12 protein-coding genes are annotated in these 21666 nt (G+C 68.5%); all 12 read right to left on the bottom strand.

The genetic code is table 11. The features are described 5' to 3' along the window. Positions 1-2: 2 nt before the first annotated feature. The 12 genes from brxD to WME73_RS06415 are packed head-to-tail and all read right to left on the bottom strand — an operon-like array spanning position 3 to position 21197. Positions 3-1373 carry a BREX system ATP-binding protein BrxD gene (brxD, locus tag WME73_RS06470; RefSeq protein WP_437915109.1) on the bottom strand — a complete coding sequence of 457 codons (1371 nt, stop codon included), beginning with the start codon at positions 1371-1373 and terminating at the stop codon, positions 3-5. Next, entirely contained in the window at positions 1373-3967 is a 2595-nt protein-coding gene (gene pglZ / locus WME73_RS06465; RefSeq protein WP_437915108.1) for a BREX-2 system phosphatase PglZ, read from the bottom strand. The genes brxD and pglZ overlap by 1 nt, the downstream gene beginning before the upstream one ends. Continuing rightward, positions 3964-7551: a DUF6079 family protein gene (locus tag WME73_RS06460; RefSeq protein WP_437915107.1), complete on the bottom strand. Its 3588-nt coding sequence runs from the start codon at positions 7549-7551 to the stop codon at positions 3964-3966. Before WME73_RS06460 ends, pglZ begins: the two co-directional genes overlap by 4 nt. Continuing rightward, positions 7548-8234, bottom strand: a complete 687-nt coding sequence (locus WME73_RS06455) for a DUF4276 family protein (RefSeq protein ID WP_437915106.1) — start codon at positions 8232-8234, stop codon at positions 7548-7550. Before WME73_RS06455 ends, WME73_RS06460 begins: the two co-directional genes overlap by 4 nt. Continuing rightward, complete coding sequence (locus WME73_RS06450; protein ID WP_437915105.1) at positions 8231-9358, bottom strand: AAA family ATPase; 1128 nt, start codon at positions 9356-9358, stop codon at positions 8231-8233. Before WME73_RS06450 ends, WME73_RS06455 begins: the two co-directional genes overlap by 4 nt. Beyond that, positions 9355-9477 (bottom strand): hypothetical protein, encoded by a 123-nt coding sequence (locus WME73_RS06445; RefSeq protein WP_437915104.1) that lies wholly within the window; start codon positions 9475-9477, stop codon positions 9355-9357. The genes WME73_RS06450 and WME73_RS06445 overlap by 4 nt, the downstream gene beginning before the upstream one ends. After that, positions 9474-10289 carry a retron system putative HNH endonuclease gene (locus tag WME73_RS06440; RefSeq protein WP_437915103.1) on the bottom strand — a complete coding sequence of 272 codons (816 nt, stop codon included), beginning with the start codon at positions 10287-10289 and terminating at the stop codon, positions 9474-9476. The genes WME73_RS06445 and WME73_RS06440 overlap by 4 nt, the downstream gene beginning before the upstream one ends. After that, a complete protein-coding gene (locus WME73_RS06435; protein ID WP_437915102.1) occupies positions 10286-11707 on the bottom strand; it encodes an AAA family ATPase in 1422 nt (473 codons plus the stop codon). The genes WME73_RS06440 and WME73_RS06435 overlap by 4 nt, the downstream gene beginning before the upstream one ends. Continuing rightward, on the bottom strand, positions 11704-12888 hold the full coding sequence (locus WME73_RS06430) for a PDDEXK nuclease domain-containing protein (protein ID WP_437915101.1): 1185 nt from the start codon (positions 12886-12888) through the stop codon (positions 11704-11706). Before WME73_RS06430 ends, WME73_RS06435 begins: the two co-directional genes overlap by 4 nt. Next, positions 12888-16463 (bottom strand): BREX-2 system adenine-specific DNA-methyltransferase PglX, encoded by a 3576-nt coding sequence (gene pglX / locus WME73_RS06425; protein WP_437915100.1) that lies wholly within the window; start codon positions 16461-16463, stop codon positions 12888-12890. The genes WME73_RS06430 and pglX overlap by 1 nt, the downstream gene beginning before the upstream one ends. Before the next feature lie 10 nt (positions 16464-16473). Next, complete coding sequence (locus WME73_RS06420) at positions 16474-20616, bottom strand: protein kinase domain-containing protein (protein WP_437915099.1); 4143 nt, start codon at positions 20614-20616, stop codon at positions 16474-16476. Positions 20617-20618: 2 nt separating this feature from the next. Next, entirely contained in the window at positions 20619-21197 is a 579-nt protein-coding gene (locus WME73_RS06415; RefSeq protein WP_437915098.1) for a hypothetical protein, read from the bottom strand. Positions 21198-21666 lie beyond the last annotated feature (469 nt).

The raw sequence follows: 21666 nt of genomic DNA, 5'->3' as shown, positions 1-21666 counted from the left end.
CGCTATCCGTCCAGCCGTTTCCTCTTCGGAGCCGCCGGCTCCGCACCTTCAGAGGGTTCATGCGCTTCGGCACGGTCCTCCGCTGCCTCCGCGACGGGGCGCCCGTGCTTCGCCGCCAGCTCCTCGGCCGTGAGCTTCGCGTCGTCGAGCTCGAGCTTGTAGTGGTCCTTGGGGTCGTAGGCCTCGTGGATGTCCACGCGGTCCATCACGTCGATCAGCTCACGGAGAAACATCCGCGGCGCGAGGGCCACCTTGCCGCCGAAGCCCGCCGTGACCTGCGCGACGAGTCCACGGAGGAACGCGTCGCTCACGCGCTCAGCGATGCGTGCCGGGTTCTTCGCGGGATAGAGGTCGCGGATGCGTATACCGACGGTCGACAGCCGCTCGTCGGTGAACGGCATTAGCCGCACTTGCGGCGCCCTGAGGTTGTCGAAGCGCGCGTCGTCGCTGAAGCTCACCTGCACGCGCTGGTACAGCGGCGCGAGCGCCTTCAGCCCCTTGTAGCCCTCGAAGAAGTCGCGCGTGCCGGTGATGACCAGGTAGAGCCCGGGTAGCTCCTCCTTCGCGAGCATGTCCATCAACTGCCGAAGCGCGTTGAGGGACTTCTCGCGCGTCTGCGCGTTCATGCGCTGCACCGTCTCGACCTCGTCGAGGACGACGACGAGCCCGGCATAGCCCGACTGCCGCAGCAGCTGGAGCAGTCCAGCGAGGAACGTCAGCGACGCTTGGCCGTCGACCTTGCCCTTGGTACCCGCCGCCTTGAGCACGGAGCGCTCGGTGTGCGGCTGGCCCGCGATCCACGCGAGGAGGCCCTGCGCGGTAGCGAAGTCGCCCTCGTGTGTCGCGCGGTGGTACGCTCGGAGCACCTGCGCAAAGGCCGGGTTGCGCTTCGACAGATCGGCGAGCTTGTCTTCGAGCCGCTGCTCCGTCGCGTCGGCAAAGCCAGGGTCGTCTTCGTTGATGCCGCGCAGCCGCGTGACCTCATCGCCGACCTGGTAGAGCCAGCCCTCAATGATGGCCTGGAATGCGTTGGGCCCGTCGGCGGCGGTCTCGAGCTTCTCGATGAGGCGGCGGTACACCATCTCCAGGTGATGGAGCGGTGTGTCGTTGATGGAGATCTGCACCTCGGAGCTGGCGAACTTCCGCTCGCGCGCCTTCGCGCAGAGGTACCGGGCCGCAAAGGTCTTACCGGTGCCGTACTCGCCACGAATCCACTTCGAGAGGCCCTTGCCGCCCGCGACGAAGTCCAGGTCTTCGTTGACCGCGTTGACGAGCGCGTCGAGCCCGGTCGCGAAGTGGTCGAGGCCGACGTTGGGTACGAGGCCGCTGCGGAGCGCGTTCACGATCGCCTGCGATTCCGTGACGACAGCCATCAGCGCGCTCCCTGGTTCTTGGGCTTCGATTGGTAGCGATACATGGTCTCACCACTGGGCAGAACTTCGTCGCTGAAGAGGACGTGGCCCTCGGCGTGAAGGGTCCGGCGCAGCGCGCGCATGAGCCCGTTCAAGCGGCCGGGGTTCTTCTTCAAGCGCTCGGCGAGCTCGCTGGCGCGCGCGGAGCCGGTCTCGCGCAGGAGCACCAGGATCGACTTCTCGTCGACGCTGAGCTTCTCGATCAGCGCCGCTGGAAGCGGAAGCGAGCCCGCCTTGTCGGCCGGGTTGAACAGCGATAGCTGCACCTTCGCCTTCGCCGGCACCTCGTCGGAAGGCAGAGGCGTGACGATGGGTGGCTGCACCGGCGCAGCCGGGACGCTGAGCTCCGCGAGGGTGCCGCGTCCATACCACCACGGGGGCTCGTCGGCGTACAGCCCATCGCGTTCGATCCACGCGAGCGGGACAACGACCTCTTCGAGCCCGCAGCCACCATGGAAGCCCACTTGAGGGCCGCCGAGGTACGCGCCGGAGCGCCACGCGAACGCGCGCCGCTCGGGCGGACCACCGAGCCCGGCGACGTCGATCTCGATGAAGCCTTCGGGCACGGCGTCGTGCTTGCCTAGCGCTGTGTACCTCGGCGTCTTGCCGTTGCCCGAGCGAAGCGACTTGTCGATGTACGGGCTGTGGCCGTGATCCGCCGTGATGAGCACGCGGCGCCGGGACTTGAGGGCAACGCGCAACGCGGGCTTGAACGCGGTGATGTCCTCGGGGGAGATCTTCACCGTCGCGCCCGTGTTCGACGAGCCGATCTGGTCGTCTACCGCGTTGAAGACGACGCCCACGACCGAGTAACTCTCGTCCTCCAGCGCGGAGAGCAGGCCCTGCCCGCCGTCGGCGAGGTCGCCTTTCAGGAAGAGCTTTCGCGACTTGCTGCCGAGCGCGGCGTTCTGGTTGAAGCGCGCCTTGTCGGTCTTCGCTTCGTCCTGGTCGCGGAACACTGTCTCGGCGACGAGCGGATCGTTCGGCAGCTCGCCGAGAAAGATGGCGCCGCGCGCGTGGCTCGTGATGGTCGGCAGCGGCGAGAGCGCCGGGAGCCCGTGCACGCGGCCGGTCGCGTCGGGCTTGATGCCGATCGGGAACGCGCTGTCCTGCGCAAGCGAATAGAGCAGCTCGAGGAACACCGGATAGCTGCAGCCATCGAGCACGACGAGGAACAAGCGCGCATCGGGCTCGCTCTGCCAGAGCGGCGCGACGGTGCGCTTCCAGATGCGATGCAGCGGCGTCAGCCCATCGCGGTGCAGCGCGGCTTCGTAGCCGCGGGCCAACGTCTCGGCGAAATGCCGGTTTTCGCGGTCGCGGCGCTCGCGGCACGCCACGAGCAGCTTGTTCGCCTCAGCGTGGTAGTGAACGCTGCTCGCGAGCGCGCGACGGAGCTGCAGCATGGCGAGGTCCACGAAGGCGCCGCCCCGCTGGTACTCGCGCACCTGTTCCAGCAGGTCGGCCTTGGGGCTGAAGGGTTGGTCGAGATAGCGCGAGATGCGCGCCATCGACTCCAGCACCGCGAGGTCGGCGCGGTTGATCCGAGCGGCCCGGTGACTGGAGAGCCAGCTGATGTCGGCGGCGCTGATGGCCTTGCCGGAGGCGGCCTGCTGCGCGAGCGCGTGGCAGCGGCCGGAGAACGCGAGCGGCAGGACGCGGCTCGTCTGATGCTGCGTCTGCGTCAGGCTACCGCGCCCGACGCGATCGGCTCCCGCGAGGAGCTCGGCACCGCCGTCGCCCAGCAGCGAGAGCGTCTCCTCCGCGAGCCGCGCGACGGTACGCCGGAGGATGCGCCGGTCCATCTCGATCGGCGGCTCGGTGGCGGCCTTCCACAGGGGGCCCCAGGCGGGCTTCGGCAGCTCGGCGGCTTCGACCGTGAGCACCGCTCCATACATGACCAGGTCGCGCAGGCGCGTGTCGGGTTCGGCGAGCGCCCACGCGAGCAGCCGCCCTTCGTCGCCGTGAAGCGACGGCATCGCGTCGCGCACGAGCTGACTGATGTTCGCTGACCAGCGCGGAGGCTCCTGCACCCACGCGGCGAGGAGCTGCGCGGCGCTGCGCGTGCGCACCTGCTCGCCCACGCTCACGTCGACGAGCAGCTCCGTGAGCAGCCGCCGGTCGACGACCGTGGGCAGCGTGCGGTGGCTCATCGCCAAGCCGAGGCGTTCGACGTTCTCGAGCGCGAGCTGCTGCATGTGCGGGGCGTCGGCACCGACCACGCGCACGCCGAGCACCACCTCGAGGACGTCGTTGACCGAGAGCGCGTGGACGCGCTGGTTGCGCGCGCGCCGGAGGAGGTCCGGTGCGCTCTGAATTCGCCGCGCCACGTCCTCGGGCATCACGGCGATCAGCGGCGCTCCCTTCGCCTTCCAGAGCAAGTGTCGAAGGCCGAGCTCGGACGCGACACGATGCACGCCGCAAACGCCCTTCGGCGTCGGCATCTGCGCCGGCAGGTTCTCGAGCCCCTCGCCGTCGATCACGAGCACATAGCCCGTCTCGCTGGCGCCGCCAGCTTGATCGAGCAGACGACGAAGGAGGAGCTGGGCCGCGCTCACTCGTCCTCCTTCGTCCTCACGAGCGCGATGCTGATCGGCTTCGTCCCCTGCTCCGCCAGCGCCTTGCGAACCTTGGCGAGGAACGACGAGATGGCGTCGGCGTCGGTCGGGTTGACGCGCTCCCTCACGAGCACTGAGACCGACGGAGGCGGCGGGGGCGGAGGCGGCGGGGGCGGGGGCGGGGGCGGAGGGGGCGGGGCCGGCTGATGCTCGATGAGCCGCGTGACCAAAGCCTGCGCCTTCTTGTTCCAGGTCGAAATCCAGTCCTTCGTCAGTGGCTTCTCGGCCTGTGCCGCTACGAGGCGACCGTCGAGCGCGCTCAGGTGCCCGCTCACCTCGGTGCCGACGGCGGGGTGGCTCGCGCCCGCCTTGAGGTTCGTGCGCGCGTGCTCGTTGAGCTCCGCGAGCGCGTCGCGCAGGCCCTCGGCCTGCTGCACGATGGTGCGCAGCGCGTCGGAGGCGTCGTCGGGCCACGCGGCGAGCAGCTCGGTCAGGACCTTGTGGGTATCGGTGGTGTTCTGCGCGAGCGGCGCGAGGCGCGCGTTCGCTGTCGACAGCTCCGCGAGCCGCTCGCCCTGCTCGACACCGAGGCGCACGAGGCTCGAGTGCAGTCCCTGGAGCACTGTGCGCTTGGCGGTACCCTTGGCGCGCAGCGCCGTCGTGAAGCGGTCCTGACCCTGGAGGGAGCGATGCGCGGCGGGACGCGGCTCCTCGAAGAGCTGGTTGCCGAGGTCGCGCAGGCGGTGCCAGTCAGCGGCGCTCACCAGCTTGCCGCGCTGGAGCCGGATGCGCGTCGTCTGCGACATGCCGATGCGCACGTCCACGGGCTCGCCATCGACGTCCTGCAAGGCGCGGTGATCGCGCTGGCAGAGGAAGCAGAGGAAGAGATCGACCAGCAGCGGCTGGAACCCGTAGGTCTCGCGCAGGTGATCGGCGATGGGCGTCCATGCGACCGAGTCCTGGTCGGCGCGCTGGAGGACGTCCTTGATGTACCGGGAGTCGAGGCGCAGCGAGGCCTTGGTCTGCCCGAGGTTCACCAGCTCGAGCGGCTGGCCCAGGGTCTTCAGCACCTTGCCGACCTTCTCGTCGTAGGCGACCGACACGCTGCCTTCGCTGGCGTCGACCATCCAGCCGAGCAGCGTTTCGAGGTCCTGCTTCTTCGGCTCGGCGAGGAACGTCGGGTGCTGCGGGTAGCGACGGTCCATCAGCAGCGTCGCGATGTGCTCGAGGTTCTCGGCGAGCGTCTCGCGCGGGCGGCTCGAGTCGACGTCGGAGATGAGCGCGAAGAACTCGCCGTGGCGGACGTAGACCTCGTTCAGCAGGTCTTCGAGCTGCCCTTCGAGCGTCTTCTGTCGGATGCCGGCCTGGTCGAGGACCTTGCTCTTGTCCTGCGGACCGAGCGTCTCGAGCAGATCTTCCTGCCCGGCGTCGGAGAGCAGGTAGCGCACCGCCGCGAGCTCGGTCAGCACGCCGAGCTCGGTAGGGCCCATGTGGCGCGGCAGCCAACACACGGAGTACACCTGCCCCTGCTTCTTGCGCACGTTGGTCGCGCGCAGGCGGTCTTCATCGACCGTGTGCCCGGGCTCGTCCCACGGATAGTCGACGAGGATCTTGAACGCCCCGTCCGGCGGCGCGAAGTCGTCGTAGGACATCTCGCGTACGTTCCCGAGCTTGATGCGGCCGCGCCTCCTTGTGCGCCGCCAGGAGAGATCCCCGTCGCCTTCGTTCGGACCACCGTCCTCGAAACCCTTGGTGTCCGCGACGCCGAGCGCGCTGCGAAGCGCGCCCCAGAACACCTTGAAGCGCTGGGCCGGGTTATCGACCTTCGAGCGCGCGCGCGCGAGGATCTCGCCGAGGCTCACGCGTCCGAGCACGTAGCGGACGAGCGCGGTCTTGCCCTGGCCGGCCACCTGGAGGTCCGGCACCCGCTGCGAGAGCGCCAGCAAGTCCGTCTCGGCGACGCGCACCTGACCACGGAACGTCTCGCCCTCGACGTCGACGGCGTTGAGCTGCACGAGCCGCTCGATGGTGAGGCCGCCTTGCTTCAGGCGCGGCGACACCTCCGCGAGCAGCACCGTCTTCACGAGCTGGCCGAGCGCGCGGCGCCGCTCGTCGTTGAACTCCGCGCCGCCTTCCTCGGCCATCTTCGCCATCGCTGGCGCGAGGCGCGCGTAGTACTGGTGGTGGATGTCCTGCATCAGCTCCACTTTCTTGCTCGCCTCGACGCCCGACTCGGGGAAGATCGCGGAGAAGGCCGAGCCCACCGGCAGGAACTCGCCGAGCGGCAGCTTCGGGTAGTGGACGACGAGCAGCTCGTAGAGCAGGCGCAGCGCCGAGCGCTCGCGCTGCATGAGCGACGTGACGTCGACCAGCATCTCGATGAGCGCCGGGTGGAACGGGTAGACGTCGCGCAGGTAGTCGAGGTCGCCACCGACGAGCAGCGCGGGCAGCACCTTGCTGTGCTTCTCGGCCAGCTGGCCCACGGCCGCCTGCACCGCCTTCGCGTCCTTCGGGCGGAGCACACGGCCGCGCACGATGTGGCGCAGCTCGACGTCCTGCAGCTTCGTGATCTCGAAGCGCTTGGCGTGGTGGTCGAGGTGCTCGTGGATCTTCGACTCGTCGACTAGATCCGGGAAGAACTCCTGGAGGTTTCGCTGCCGCGCGACGAACACGAAGACCGGCGCGGGGCGCTGGCCGGTGTTGTGGTCGACGATGACGTTGAGGTTGTTGATCTCGGCGACGAACTCCTGGCCGCTCTTCTCGGCGAGCCAGAGGAGGAACTCGTCGATCATCAGCACGATGCCGCCGAAGCCCTGGGCCTTTGCGTGCTCGGCCATACGCTTGAGCCCTTCGCTCCAGCGCGGGTCGATGCCGGCGTCCGAGGCGTCGCGCCCCTTGTACTTGAGCCAGGCGCGCGCGAAGCGCTCCCTGGCCTGGATCGAGCCCGCGGCGAGAGACTCGAAGTCTTCGCGCCCGCCGACGATGCCGTCGGTCTCGAGGCGCTTCCACACGACGTCGCCGTAGACCGAGGCCTCGCGGCGGACCTCCTCGAAGATGGAGTCGACGTTGAGGAACTCGAAGGGTGCCTTGCCGCGCCGCTTGAGCGCGGCGTTGAAGCCCTCGTAAACGGCGCGGTCGAAGCTGGTGCTGCGGCCGCGCACCGAGAGCATGTGGATGCGCACGACGAGGAGCCCGGCCTTCGTCAACCACGCTTCGTGGTCGGCGGCCTCGCCGCCCTTGCTCAGCTTCGCGTCGCGGTGCGCGTTCAGCAGCGGGCGGAATTTCTTCCACGCCGGCGCCGCGCCCTCGACGAGCAGCGAGAGCATGGTCATGAAGTGCGACTTGCCGCTGCCGAAGCTGCCGTGGATGAAGCGGCCGTACTCCTCGCCGCGATCGAAGACCTGCTTCATGTCGTCGAGGATGCGGGGCAGCTCCTTCTCGACGGCGGGCGTGATGACGTAATCGCGCGCGAGCTGCGCCACCTCGTCGGAGTTCGGGTCGAGCTCGCGCAGCTTGACGACGAACCCCATCGCCCGGATGTCCTCGGGGCGCGGGAGCTCGAAGGCCTCGGTGATGCTGGTCATGATTGCTGTTCTCCCAATGCCTCGAGCGACGCGACCCACGCACCGAAGCGCGGGCACCGCTGCTTGAGCCCCTCGATGCCCACCTTCTCGGTGATCTGTGGGCCGTGGGCCTTCTTGTTGTACCCGGGGACGCGCGCGAGCAGGCGCTTGGATGGCGCGGTCTCGGGCCCGTCGTTCACGTCTTCCGGCGGCGTGTCGCCCAGCTCGGTGCGGAGTGCTTCGAGCCCCGCGCGCGCATCCGCGTCGATGAGCTGTTCACCGAGGTGCTCCAGCCCCGACAGCACGAGCGCCTCGAACTCGTGGCGCTGCACGTAGGGGATGAAGCGGTGATCCTCGATGTCGTCACGCATCGCCGTCTCGAGCAGCCCCGCGCGGACGACCGTGTCGCGCTCGGCCGTGCAGTCATCGAGCTTCGGGAAGTCCTCGGGCAGACCGTAGAGGTCGAACAGCGACGTCACTCGGAGGTCCGTGGCGTTCGAGCGCAGCACCTTGCGGATGTCCTTCTGCCAGTGCTTCCAGTGCCCACCACCTCGCCCGAGCTTCTGTCCCGTCTTGCGATCGCGCTTGGTGGTGACCTCGATGGGCGTGGTCCACACCTGCCGCCCATTGAGATGCGGCGCCAAGCAGCGCTTGACGAACTCCTGCTCGGTGTCGCCTTCGACGATGACGTAGAGGCGAATCACGGCCGGCCTCCGAGCACGTTCTTGTCGTAGAGCTGCGAGAGGCTGTAGTCCTCGAGCCACGCCTCCAGCTCTTTCGGATCAAGGCGCGTGAACGTGGTCTCGCCTCCTCGGCGCTCCGCGACGACGACCTCGTCGGGCGCGAACTCGTCGAGGAGCGCGGGCGACTGCGTCGCGACGAGGATCTGCGAGTGCGCCGATGCCGACCGCACGAGACCCGCGAACATCGAGATGGCGGCGGGGTGCAGCCCGAGCTCGGGCTCGTCGATGGTGATGAACTTCGGTCGCGTGCCCGGCGGCTGGGTGAGCGCCGCGAACAGCGCAATCGCGCGAAGCGTTCCGTCCGAGAGATCGTGAACATCGAACCGGTACTCCCGCTCGTCGTGCCAGTAGAGGCGCACCGCCGACGCGTCGCCTTGGGCAGGCTCGACGAGGTCCGGTTCGAGCGTCTTGACGAACGGGGCGACCCGACGCACGAGCCCCTCGAGCAGCGTCCACGCCGCACGTGCGTCCTCGCTCTCGCTGTGCTTCAAGCGGTAGAGGTACGCCGCGAGGTTGGAGCCGTCGGAGCGCACGTACTTGCTGTCGGCCTGGCGCGCGTTCTGGCGAAGCGGCGACTGGAACGACGTGTCGTGGAAGTGGAAGAAGCCCATGCGCGCGACGAGCTGCTCCACCTTGGAGAGCGTGTGCGGCCGGCGCTGCGCCGAGGACATCTGCGACTCGACATGCCCTGCGCCGATGTCGAGCCACGCTCCTTGCCGGATGTCGGACTCGAGGGAGAGCTGCTCCTGGGCGAACACGAGCGAGTCGCCTGCAGCGTAGCCGAGCCGCGCGGTGTAGCCCCATTGCTCCGAGGCTTCCGTGAACCGGAGAGCGATCGCGAGCTCGCGTGTCTTCTGCGGGCCGTAGTGGAGCAGCCTGGACGCGCCGCCCTCCTGGCCGACGAAGTAGCGGAGGTTCTGCGTGCGCATGAGCGGCACGAGGCGAAGCACCGAGAGCAGGTTCGACTTGCCCGCGCCGTTGGGTCCGATGAGCACGTTGATGGGCTGAAAGTCGAGGTCCACCTTCTTGAGCGACCGGAAGCCCTCGACGCGAACATTGGTGAGCAGCGTGTGGGGTCGGGTCATGGCTCGGCGTCCTCCTCGGAGCTCGGGTCGAGCTCGCGCAGCTTGACGACGAACCCCATCGCCCGGATGTCCTCGGGGCGCGGGAGCTCGAAGGCCTCGGTGATGGTCGTAGCGGTCATGCGAATTGTCCCTGATTCGTCGTGAGCCACGTTTCTGCAGGCGCCCCGAGCGCGTGGCGCTCAGCGCTCCAGAACCGAGGCAAGGAGCCAGCCCCGTTCGGCTGAAGGCGACGTGCGATGAGAAGGTCAACCTGCTGCTGCTGTTGAGCGGGCGTGAGCTGAGACGACAGGAGCTCCTCCAGCATGAACACGAACCAGCTCCTCACCTGGTCGCCGATGTCTTGTCTGGCCTTGCGGAGTCGCTCGCAGTCGAGGTTCAGGAGCGTGATCGCATCCGCGACGTCGTTGGGCGACACGCCAGCCGTCGCGCAGTTCGTCGTGTTGACCGAGAGCTTCCCGTCCATTCCGACCTCGACGAGCGGATCGAGCAACGGGACGCGGCGCGGGTCACACCCAGGCGGCAGGTCGGCATCCCCCTTGGTCTGCCCACACGACGTGTTGGCCGCCGAGGTGTACTGCCGCGATGAATCCTTGTGATGCTTGTATGTACCGCCCGCGCACCCCAGGGCGAGGTTCGTCCAGTCGAGGGCGCGTCCCACCGCGCCCGACTTCGGCAGGACGTGCTCGACCTGGTAGTCGTTGGGGACGAGCTTCCCGTCCGCGTCGACCAGGCGCTGCTCGCAGTAGATGCAGAGCCCCTGCTGCGCCTCGGCGAGCTTGGTGAGGAGCTCGGCGTAGGCTGCCCGATCGGTCTTGAAGCCCTCCCAGGTGTCCGTGGCCTCGCTATTGGGCCGTTGGGCCTCATCCGGGTAGTCGCTCCGGTACTTCGCGAGAAGCGGTGGCTCGGCGGCGAGCGCTCGAACGTGTTTCATCGAGCTTCCCCCTTGATCTGCCGGAGGAGCGCACGTTTCTGCATCTCCAGATCGGCCTGATGGAGGCGCTCGTCGCCCGGCAGCGCGGTGTCGAGCTCCGCACGCAGCTTCTTCGCGGCGTCGCTCTCGCCCTCGCCGCGGCTCACCATCGCCACGTACTCTGCGAGCCGCTTGGTGTTGTGGCCCCCGGCGACCTGGCCGGCGCGTTCCTTCGCGCCCATGAGATCGATGAGGATTCGCTCGCTGGTCGCCCCCTCGGCGAACGGCACGTTCTCCACGAGCACCTCTCCGTCTCCGGCCACGAGCTTTCGCACCGAGCGCGCGGGCACCGAGCCGATGACCTGCTCCGAGTGCGTGGTCAGCACGAACTGCGCACGAGGGAACGCGTCACGGAGCCCTTGAACCACGCGCGCCTGCCAGGTCGGGTCGAGGTGCAGATCGATCTCGTCGATCAGGATGACCGCCTCGCTGTTCGTCCCTCGGTCGGAGGCGTTCAGGTCGTCACTGGGGTTGAGCTGCACCATCCGCCGCGCGATGTCGACGACGAGCGAGAAGTGCGTGCGATAGCCGTCGGAGAGAGACGCGATATCGAGCGCTTCGAGCGACCCGTCGGCGTGCTCGAAGTCGACGAGCATACGAAGGCTCGGCTTGGTCTCGATGCGCGGGTTCTTGCAACGCAGCCCCGCTCGCTCGACAGCGCCGCGGACCCACTCGAGCGTGGGGTGTCGGTAATCGAAATCCTTGCGGCGCTCGCGCTCGCGACGCTCCTCGTCCTCGGCGACGACGAACCACTCGAAGACCGTCTTGAACCGAGTGCTGGTGCGCAGCGATTCATCGAGCGCGCCGAGGCGATGAAACTCCTCCTTGAAGTCGCGCTTGCGAAGCGGAACCGCCACGACAGAGCGCTCCGTGCCGTACGCTGCGACAAGCGGGAGTGCTCGCTGTGCTCTTGCTGTCTCCTCCCCGCCGTCGAGCGCTTCCTTCACGAGAGGGTCGAGCGCTTCGTGCAGTCGCTTCACCCCGACGGAATGCTCCGGCGGTCGGTCGCCAGCCCACCTGAGCGTGTGGACGTCCCATATGAGCTCGTTCGCCCCTGTGAGCGTGACGCGCGCAAAGGGCCGTTCGGCGCCCCGCTTTTCGGTCACGTCGGGCCTGTCTTTCCACGGGACGCGAATGTCGCCGTGCTTCGTGAAGGAGAGGCCCTTCACCCTCGGAACTCTCGCCACGATGGCGCCCAGTCCGATCGCGAGCGCATCGAGCAGCGTGGTCTTGCCCGCTGCGTTCACCCCGAAGAAGACCGTCACGTCGGTGTCGAGGTCGATGGTCAGATCTCGAACGCCTCGAAAGTTCTCGATGCGGATCGAGCGAACGGGGGTGATGAGGTTCTGGGGCCGGCCCTGCGGGTTCGGGGAGGTCATGACGCGTCGCTCTCCTCGGGCTCGCTGTCCTCGTCGTCGGCCGTGAGGCGCAGCACGCGTTCGGCCTCCTCGCGCTCGCGTTCGAGCTCGGCGCGGAGCTCCTCCTCCGTCGGGAGGTACAGCTGATAGCGCGCCGCGACGATGTGCTCGTCCTCGGGCAGCGTGATGCGCACCATCGCGTCGTTCTTGTCGGAGCACAGCACGATCCCGATGGTCTTGGCCTCGTGCTCGACGCGCTGGAAGCGATCGAAATAGTGGACGTACATCTGCATCTGGCCGAGATCCTGGTGCGTGAGCTTGCCGAGCTTGAGATCGACGAGCACGAAGCACCGCAGCAAGCGGTTGTAAAAGACCAGGTCGACGTAGAAGTGATCGCCGTCCAGCGTCACGCGCTTCTGCCGCGCGACGAAGCAGAAGCCCTTGCCCAGCTCGAGGAGGAAGTCCTCGAGCCGATCGATGATCGCCTGCTCGAGATCGCGCTCCTGCGCGCTCGGGCTCTCACGGAGGTCGACGAACTCCAGCACGAAGGGGTCCTTCAGGACGTCACCCGGCACCGAGACCTGTTGCCCCGCGCGCGACAGCTCGCGCACCTGCTCGGGCCGCTTGTTCCTGGTGAGGCGCTCGAAGACAAGCGCTGCGATCTGGCGCTCCAGCTCGCGCACCGACCAGCTCTCCCGCGCGGCTTCGATCTCGTAGAAGGACCGCGCCTCGGGCCTGGTCACTCGCAGGAGCACGAGGTAGTGCGACCAGCTCAGGCTGGACGGGAACAGCTCCGGCGAGCCTTTCGCATCGCTCCCGGATTCGATCAACGCTGTTGATCGAATCTGATCCCCGAGCCCGGGGAGCGCGGACCCGGCAGGAAACGCCAGGTAGAACGAGCGTGCCCGGCGCAGCGTCGCCACGCCCATGCCTCGCCCGAAGCGCGTGGTGAGCTTCCGGGCGACCGTCTCCAGCAGCCGCTTCCCGTAGTCCGCGCGCACCGCGCCTTGCTGCTCGACCTCGACGATCTCACGACCGATGAGCCAGTACGCGTGCACCATCGCGGAGTTGATGGTGCGCGCGACGCGCGAGCGCGCCGCGTCGAGGATCCCCGCGATGCGTTCGTAGAGCTGCGCCTCGTGGCCTCGGTCTGCCGTGGTCGCGAGGGGCTGCGATGGCTTCCTTTTCGGCCTCCCTGCCATTAGCCCTCGTCCTCTTCGCTCTCCGGAGCAGGCCTCTTGGCTCCTTCGCGCTTCCCTCCCTTCGGCGGCGGGAAACGCTTCTTCCAGTCCTCGACGAGCTCGCGGCTCGGGCCCTCGGGGCCGACGAGCGCTTGCAGCTCGGCCTTCAGCCGTGTGGCGGCAGCCGCGTCTTCGCGGGCGACGTCGGGCAGAAGGCGCCATGCGCTGTCGAGCAGGCCGATGCGGTCGGCGAGGGGCACGGAGGCGTCCTCGAGCTCCTCGTCGATGGCGAGGATGGCCTTCACGCGCGGCTGCGCGGTCCAGCCCGCCCAGCTGTGGAGCGTCTCGACGCCGGAGCGACCGGGGACCTCGGTGAAGGCGATGAAGCGCTCCTTCGGGACGTCGAGCTTGCCGCGCAGACGCCAGTAGTCCGGCTTGAGGAAGTCGCCGGAGCCGTAGGGGGGCGGCACCTCGGGGGTCACCTTCTCGCCTGCGTCCTCGCGCCGCTGGTCGATCCAGGTGCGCTCCCAGACGTCGCGCTTCACGAGGCCCGAGGGCTTGTAGAGGTGGAAGCGGTGGCTCGGGACGGCTTCACCCTGGAGGGCGATGGCGACGATCTGCGAGAGGCTGAAGTCCTTGCGGCCCGTCAGTACCTCGCACACGGCGAGCACGCGCGAGTTGTCCTGGAGGCTGGCGACGAGCTGCTCGAGGGCGAATGCCGTGGTGCGCGACTTGGCCGACTCTTCGACGCGATCGGCGAGCCACTCCGAGAGTGCGAGCCGCTCCTCTTCGACGTAGTCGGGCTTGTACCAGCGGCGCTTAAAAGTGGCCGTCTCGATGAGGGCGAGCGCGGGTGTGGCGGCGGTGCGTGCGCAGCGGGCAGCGACGCGCTTCTTCAGCGCTGGCGACGCCTCGCTCGGGAGCGCGGGGAGGGGCTCCCACCCGTGACGGTTCCACCAGTCCGACGGTTGCTCGTCCGGCTCTTCACCACGGGCGAGAGCGGCGCGGTTGGCAGCGTCCCTTTCAGCGAAGGCGAGGTTCCACGGGAGATGCGTCGGCAAGCACGGCTCGACCTTGTCGGGCGCTATGACATCGTCTCCCGTATCGAGGCCGTAGAGCGCGTAGCAGAGCCAGTCGAGTTCCTCTTGAAGCGCGATCATCTTCGTGAGGTTGCGAAAATCTGAGGCGTGGCGATCGTCAAGGGCACAACGAAGGGCGCTGCCATCGCCCCACTTGCCTGCATCAACGATGCTGCGAACGGAGGTAGTCGCACGAGTGTTCGCGAGCGCGTCGAGCTTGGAGGCATAGGGAATCGTGTTAGCGTTGGTCGCCACGACCGGGAAGAGCTGCATCTTCGTCGCGTCGTGCTCGTAGCGCTCCATCCACGCCTCGGGCTGGATCCCTCGCCCTATTCCACTACCCGCTTTGGGCTGGAACACCTGCTTCATCCAGAAGCAGGCGGTGGACGAGTTCAAGAGGCCGAGCAGCGCGAGGTGGTCGTCCTCGGTGGCGCCCGCCGGGAGCTTGATGACCGGAGCCTTGCTGTTCACGACAACGCGCTCGCGAAGAAGCGCGAATTGGCCGTGCGTGGCGACGTTCGCGAAGACGATCAGGAGCGGCCCACGAAAGCGGTCCGCAAAGAGCATCGAGTACTCGAACCAGCGCAAGCCGTGCTCGGTCTGGGTCTTGCCAAAGGCAACGCGCCTGCTCAGCAACGTGCGAAACGGCCAGAGGCGATGAAGAACTGACGGGTGTTCCTTCACCGTCGCTTCGCGAACGTCGTAGGGAAAGAGGACTCGAGACGAAGGCTTGGCATGCCAGTCGCGCACGTCCTGTCCGACGACGTGCCCGAGAGTGACGTCGGAGGGCAGGCCCCCTTGCAGCGTGCCTTCTGGTAGCTCGTACGCTTCATCCGCTCGGATCACCGACACGGCACCGACGGCCGAAACAAAATCGCCGAGCCGCTGCGTCGAGGCCTCTTCGAACTGGGTCTTCAGTTCGGCGGCACCACCGCCACCGAGACTCCAGGGGTGCTTCGTGAGCGTGTCACGTGGCAGCGCTGCAACGCTGACGTACTCGTCCGGGAAGCCGACTTGATTCCAGCCCTCTGCGATGCTCGTCCACACCTTGCCCTTCGCAGGGTCGTCGGGTGTGCCACTCTCACCGCGCTTTCCCATAACGGCGAGCACGGTGCCGCTCTCGGGGCGCTGATTGCGGCCGAATAGCAGCACCGTCGGCGTGCCGTGGAAGGGTATGTACGCTTGCGACGTGTCGACAACGAGCGTGAGGTCGAGCCCGGCCAGCACCTTCTCGATAAGCGGCTTGCCGAACTCGCGCTTCATGAAGTTGTTGCTCGTGATGAGGCCGACGTAGCCGCCGGTATTTGCAAGTTGGAAGCAGCGCTCGGTGAACGGCGAGCCGAGCGAATACTCGCGGTAGGCCGACACGTACCGCTGCTGCTTGCCCTGCTTCTCGCGGTGGTACTGCTTCCGCGCAGCGTCCTTCTCGGTGATGTACGGCGGGTTCGCGACGACCGCGTGGAATTTCGTCGCAAACACCTTCTTGAGCGCCGCACGAACATCCGAGCGCGTCAGCGTCGCGCGCGGCCTCTCCTCGGTCTTCGTGAACAGGTCGAACTGTACCGAGGACTTCTCCTCCTCGCGCTCGACCTGCTCGAGGCCGTCGGCCCAGTACACGTGCGGGTGGAAGCGCGCCGCGTCGGCGAGCCTGGTCACGCCCGCGAGCTCGGCGGCAGTCATGATGAGACGCGTGCGGGCGAGCGCGCAGGCGTAGTCGTTCAGGTCGATGCCGACGACGCGATCGAGGACGTGCGTAACGACCTTCTCGCGCTCCCAATTGGAGTGCTTCTCGGCCGTCGCAGCGACCAGCCTCTTGAGCCCGTCGATGAGGAAGTGGCCCGAGCCGCACGCCGGATCGAGCAGCCGCACGTTGTCGGCGCCGAAGGTCTCGATGGCCGGCGTCAGCGTGCGGTCGAGGATGAACGCACGTACGAAGTCGGGCGTCTGGCAGAGCGCGAAGCGGTCCTTCACGACCGGATCGAGCTCCTGGTACAGGTCACCCATCAGCTCGCCCTCGAAGCGCTCCTCGGCGAAGCTCCACACCGCGCCCGTGTCGGCGTCGCGGTGGCGCCAGAAGGCGATGAGCGCGCGAGAGAGGTCGTCCGAGGGCAGCGCCACCTCGGCGGGCTGCGGGCTGAACAGCTCGGGCAGGCCGCCCTTTGTGCTGGCGAGGTCCTTGTAGATCCAGCGCAGGAACGCCGTCTCGCCGAGGTTCGGCGCGAGCTTCTCGAAGAGCTGCTGCGCCTCGGGATCGAGCAGGCGCCCGGGCGCGAGCAGCCCCCGATCTTCCAGCACGCGCATGTAGACGGACTTCAGCACCCAGAGCACCGCCGCGCGGCGTGAGAGCAGGTCCGTCCAGACCTCGAAGTCCTCGGCGACGCGCTCGTCCTTGTGGAGCTGTTCTGCGGCCGCGCGCGCAGCCCCGGGCGCGCGCATCTTGGCGCGCAGGTCGGCGGCGATCTTCGCGACATGGTCGCGGAGGGCAGCGGAGAGAAGGGCTCGGTCGTTGGCTTTCATCGATGGTGGCTCAGCCCGTGGGGCCTGGGGTGGAGGGTCCGCCTGCGGAGCCCGAACCCCCAGCGGTGGGAAGAGGGTTCAGAAGAGGAAGCGTCGCGCCTTCGAGGTGCCACATCGCGGGCCCCTCGTTGAAGCGCGGCTGGCGGTTGTGGATGACGCCGGGCACGACGAGGACCCAGAATCCCCTGCTTCCGGAGAGTGTCTCGTCGTAGAGGCGACGCGGAAGATCGAGCGACTCGCACAGGCCGAGCAGCGCGGTGTCGCCCAGGACGATGACGTTGCCGGGCCTGCCGTGCTCCTCGAGGAGGCTCCACAGCGTCTGCTCGGCGGCCTCGGTCAGCGCCTCGCGCTGGGCGACGAAGCGCTCGGCGCGCTCGAGCGCCTGGATGTCGGCCGAGTGCTCCGAGAAGAAGGCGTCGTCGAACGACACCCACTTGCCCGAGAGCGCGGCGGCCACGGAACGCCCGATCTCGGCGTGGCGCTCGGGCGGCGTCACCAGCATGCGGAAGCCGCGCGAACCGGCTGCCTCCTTGAGCATGTCGCGCACGACCAGCTCAGGGCTGCGCTCGGCGCCGAACGAGCTCGGCAAATCGTCGCCCGCGAGGGCCGGCGCGGCGACGATGGATCCCGCGCGACCGGGCAGGACCCGCTGCCCCTGCACGCGACAATCGAGGTCGCGCAGGATCGCGAGGAGATGATCGGAATCGGGATATGGGGTCTCCGGACCGAAGATGCGCCGCACACGCGCGGCGAGCTCGTCGAGCGCGATGGGATCGCGGGTCTGGTCGATGACGAAGCCGATGCTGTGCCTGGCGTCCAGCGGACCGATGTACAGGTGGCCGGTCTCCGCGACCCTGACGTCCTCGCAGATGCGCACGCCGAGCGCGAGCGGATCGCCATCGAAATGCGGGAGGAGCCCCGCGAGCGTGCGCCTCGCCGTGTCGGGCTCGACGGGCGGCCACTGGCCGGCGAGGCGCACTGCCTCGGCGGCAAAGGCCTTGAGTGTCTCGCGGTCGAAGATCGGCCGCGCGACAAGCGGCTGGGCTGCGCCGTCGACCTCGACGATGTGCGCGCGTCCCGACGAGACGCGAACGAGCAGGCGCACGATGCCTTCGCCCGTGACGATACCGGCGGGCCACTCGCTCTCGAAGCGCCGGCCGATCTCGTCGAGGCGCACGATGCCGCCGAAGCCGTCGACCACCGCGTCGAACGAGCCCGTGAGGTCGGCGAGCGCGCTCAGGTCGAGGCGCTCGATGCCCTTCGACAGGTCATGGCTGATCTGCGACTGGGTCTTGCGGAGGTCGTCCGCGATTTGCTCCTGCGTCTCCGGCGCTCCGGTAATGCCAATGGAGCGCTCGACGGCGATGCGCTGGCCACCGCTCAGAGGCCGCGCCGCGAGGTCCCAGATGCGGTCGAGCGTGTGCGCGCCGTCGCCCTGGCTGCCGCCCTTGTCGAGGGTGCGCGCGCGGAACCGGTGCAGCGCCTCGACGACGTCGGCGAGCTTCTTCCGCCCGATGCCGGGGAGCCCGAGCAGCTCGGAGCGCGTGAGCGAGGCGACAGCGCCCACGGTGGGCAGGTCGGCCTGCGCGAGCGCCGAGCGGAGCGCGTCGGTCAGCGGCAGCTTCTGCACAGGCTCGGGCGAGTCCCAGAGGTCGGGCACGAGCGGCGGCTCGATGGCCGCCGTCGACGCCGGCGACGCCGACAGCCCGCGCTCGATCAGCGTCTCCTGGAACGCGATGATGTCGTTCGCGGTCTTGGTGCCGATGGCGTGAATGGCGCGCACCTGCGCGGCGGGCAACGCGAGCAGCTCGCCGACGGTGTGAATCTGGCTGCGGGCGAGCGCGTTGATGGCGCGGCGCGAGAGGCCGGTGATGCGAAGCGGCGTTGTCGCGTCGAGTTGCTTCGGCGGCGGCACCGACGACGACGTGGTGACGTCCTCGCCGAGCGCGACGAGCAGCGCCTCCCGCATGGCGCGCGCCGACGGAAAGCGCTTCTCCGGCACCGGGTCGAGCGCCTTGCGGAAGAACTCGACGAGGCCCGTGGGCTGGATGTCGTCGCCTTCGATGCTCGGTCCATCGCCCGGCTCGGGCACGCGGCCCTCGAAGGCGTGGCGGCCGGCGTAGAGCTCGAAGAGGCAGAGCGCGGCGGCGAAGCGGTCGGTGGCGTGCGTCCAGCGCGCGCTCGCCGGATCGCGGTAGAGGGCCGTGCCGCCGTAGGGCGCGTCCTCCGGCACGGCCGCCAGGCTGAAGTCGATAAGGGTGAGCCGCCCGTCCGAGACGAGCAGGTTGTCGGGCTTGAGGTCCTTGTGCGTGACCGACTTCTGCTCGAGGTAGTCGAGGCCCGCGATGAGGTCCTCGGCGAGGCGGCGCTGCGCCGTCGGCTCGGGCGCGGGGTGCTGCGCGAGCCACTGGCGCAGGGTCACGCCGCTGACGCGCTCCATCACGAGCGTGAGGCGCCCTTCAACCATCTTGGTCAGGTCGATGACGCGGACGATGTTCGGGTGATCGAGCCTGGTGAGGACGTCGTACTCGCCGCGCAGCGCCTCCTCGGCGGCGTCCTCGGTGCGGGCGATCTTCAGCGCGCGCGTGCGCCCGCTGACGAGGTGACGCGCCGCGTAGACGACGGCCATGCCGCCCTGGCCGAGGCGCGTGATGACCTCGTAGTCGGCGCCGATGCGCGTGCCCGGCTGCAGGTTGTCGGCGTCGAGCGGAGCGCGCCCGACGTTCGGCAGCGCCGCCTGAACGCGGGGAGAGGTATCGCGGCCGACGCGCACCGCCTGGATGGCCTCGGCGAGCGACGGGTAACGGTCGGTCGCGCGCAGCTCGACCATCCTCGTGACCGCCTCGTCGAGGCTGAGCGGGATGCGCTGCGAGATGTCGCGGACGCGGCGCATGAGCCGGCGCGCGGCCATGAGCTGGCGCGTGTTCTCGAAGAGCGGCTTGCCCGTGAGCATGAGCGCGAGGATCGCGCCGAGGCTGAACTGGTCGGACGCGGGCTCGGCGCTCGAGAACGCCGTCACGACCTCGGGCGCCGCGTTCACGAGACGGTCGTCGTGGACGGTGGTGAGCGAGATGGTCGCGTCACTCGTCATCTGCTTGGCGAGGTCGAACCCCGTCACGCGGACCTCGGTCGGCTCCTGCTTGTCCTCGACGAGGATGACGTCGGGGCGCAGCAGGCGATGGACGACGCCCTGGCGATGCACCTCGTCGAGGGTCTGCGCGATGCGCATCCAGAGGTCGGTGCGCACGCGCAGGTCGGCCCTCTCCTTGCCGCGCGCGTCGGGGCCGTACCGCTCGACCCAGGTGGTGAGCGTGATGCCCTTGAAGTGCTCGAGCGGAAGCACGATGCCCGCCTCGTCGGAGAAGGGCGGATCGGCGGAGAGGACGCCCTCGCTGCGCCCGAGCCGGCCGAGCACCTGCGCTTCCCAGCGGGCGCGCTCGGCGATCCGGTCACGCTGCTCCTGCGTCGCGAGCGGCGGGGTGCTGTAGATGCGGAGCACGCGCTCGGTGCCCGAGAGCGAGTTCCGCCCGAGCAGCTCGGTGAACGTGTCGTGGTGGTCGAGCGTCTCGACGACCTCGTACTCGCGAACGCGGCGGACCGGCCGAGGTCCGGACTGCGCCCCCGTGAAGAGCTCCAGGAGCTCGCGCTCGGCGAGCGATGCCGGCGTCCGCGCGCGCCCCTGGCTCAAGCGATCGATCAGGACCTGGTCCTGCAACGCGGCCAGGATCGTCTTTCGCGTGTGGACACGGTCGTTGCTCGCGGGGCCGCGCACGCCCACGTCCGTCGTCGCCGAGAGAAAGACCAGGCCTTCTGTCCAGACCTGTCCCGCCTGATAGCTCACGTTCTTCAGATGCGACTTGAGCACCTGCGAGGTGATGCGATTGAGCTTCAGAGGGCTGCGGATCTTCTCGGGCAGCCACCAATCGTTGTCAGTACCCTCGATGCGCCCCCGATACGACTTGATCTCGACGACGAAGATCGCGTGCGGGGCGACGACGACGGCATCGAGCTCGTAGACGACGCCGCTGCGCTCCACGAGCCAGGCGTTGGCGTAGACAGTGAAGTCCTCCGGCAGCCCCTCGACGAGGAACCGGAGCGCCTGTCGCTCTGCGTCGTGGGCGGGCTCGCCGATCTGGATGAACTTGGCCGCCATCGTCACACCAGCAGGACCTTCGCGGTCGGAAACCAGATCGCGAGTTGGTCCTCGACATGGAACAGCCCGCCCTTGTCAGGGTGGAGGCCGACGACAAAATCGAAGGAGCGTTGGCGGAGCGGGTGGTCAGCGTTCTTGAGGTCCGCGGCCTCGGCTCGCGCTGCGAAGTCGGAGTGCGGCGCGCCGAGCTCCAGGGCAACGACACCGGCGAGCGTGAGCTCCTGCCAGGAGCCGCATGCCACGACGACGTTGTCCTGGAGCGTGAGGTCCTTCTGACCGCTCACGAGGTGGTGCGCGAGCTGCCCGCCCGTGCCCGGCAGCTCGAGCACCTTCTGGTGTGCCTTGACGACGTGGAGGTCCGAGCGCGCCATGCGCGTCGGCAGCCCGAGCAGGCGCGCCTGCTCAAGGATGTAGTCGGCGCCCGCCGTGTTCAGCGAGAGCGACTCGACGGACTTGAGCCAGCCGTCGGTCACGGCCTCGGGCAGTCGGTCCGGGCGAAGAGAGCCGCCCACGGCCTCGGGATCGAACGGCACACGGTGAAGGACGGCGGCGTCTTCGAAGAGCAGCGAGACGAGATCCACGCTGGAGAGCCGACCGCGAAAGCGAGTCCAGGTGTCGAGCTTCGGTTCGGTGAGAGCCGGGCGCCTTCGTCCAGCCGCTTCGTCGCGCGCGATGGCATGCAGGAGAGACGCTGCCCACACACCCGTGGGGCGCTGCGCGTCGGTCAGACTCGAAACATCAAAACTCGGCATCAATGAGCTCCCCGCGACGAATCTTCGGCTCTGCATGGCCCCTGCGCGCAAGCGCAGGGTACCCAGACCGAGCTATGCCAACAATACCCAACCAAAGTCGAGAAGGACAGAGGTGGGTTCCTGGCCCACCCGCGCCGCGTGGCGGCCGCCCACGCCGCCCGCCATCACGGTAGCCTCGGGGGCTCGGCCGCGGGAGGCGCCATCGCGACGAGCGTCCTCGCCGCCCGCTCGGCTCGCTGCCGTGGCGAAGCGAGCAGCGGGACTGGGGCGGACCAGCGGGAACAGGCGCCCACGGTCG

It is taken from the genome of Sorangium sp. So ce302, assembly GCF_051530145.1.
Lineage (GTDB): Bacteria > Myxococcota_A > Polyangia > Polyangiales > Polyangiaceae > Sorangium > Sorangium cellulosum_B.
This window is presented reverse-complemented; position numbering and strand designations above follow the sequence as displayed.

Coding starts and splice junctions, on each gene's coding strand:
- brxD (WP_437915109.1), bottom strand. CDS start 1,373: ATGGCTGTCGTCACGGAATCGCAGGCGATCGTGAACGCGCTCCGCAGC.
- WME73_RS06460 (WP_437915107.1), bottom strand. CDS start 7,551: ATGACCAGCATCACCGAGGCCTTCGAGCTCCCGCGCCCCGAGGACATC.
- WME73_RS06450 (WP_437915105.1), bottom strand. CDS start 9,358: ATGACCCGACCCCACACGCTGCTCACCAATGTTCGCGTCGAGGGCTTC.
- WME73_RS06445 (WP_437915104.1), bottom strand. CDS start 9,477: ATGACCGCTACGACCATCACCGAGGCCTTCGAGCTCCCGCGCCCCGAG.
- WME73_RS06440 (WP_437915103.1), bottom strand. CDS start 10,289: ATGAAACACGTTCGAGCGCTCGCCGCCGAGCCACCGCTTCTCGCGAAG.
- WME73_RS06435 (WP_437915102.1), bottom strand. CDS start 11,707: ATGACCTCCCCGAACCCGCAGGGCCGGCCCCAGAACCTCATCACCCCC.
- WME73_RS06430 (WP_437915101.1), bottom strand. CDS start 12,888: ATGGCAGGGAGGCCGAAAAGGAAGCCATCGCAGCCCCTCGCGACCACG.
- pglX (WP_437915100.1), bottom strand. CDS start 16,463: ATGAAAGCCAACGACCGAGCCCTTCTCTCCGCTGCCCTCCGCGACCAT.
- WME73_RS06420 (WP_437915099.1), bottom strand. CDS start 20,616: ATGGCGGCCAAGTTCATCCAGATCGGCGAGCCCGCCCACGACGCAGAG.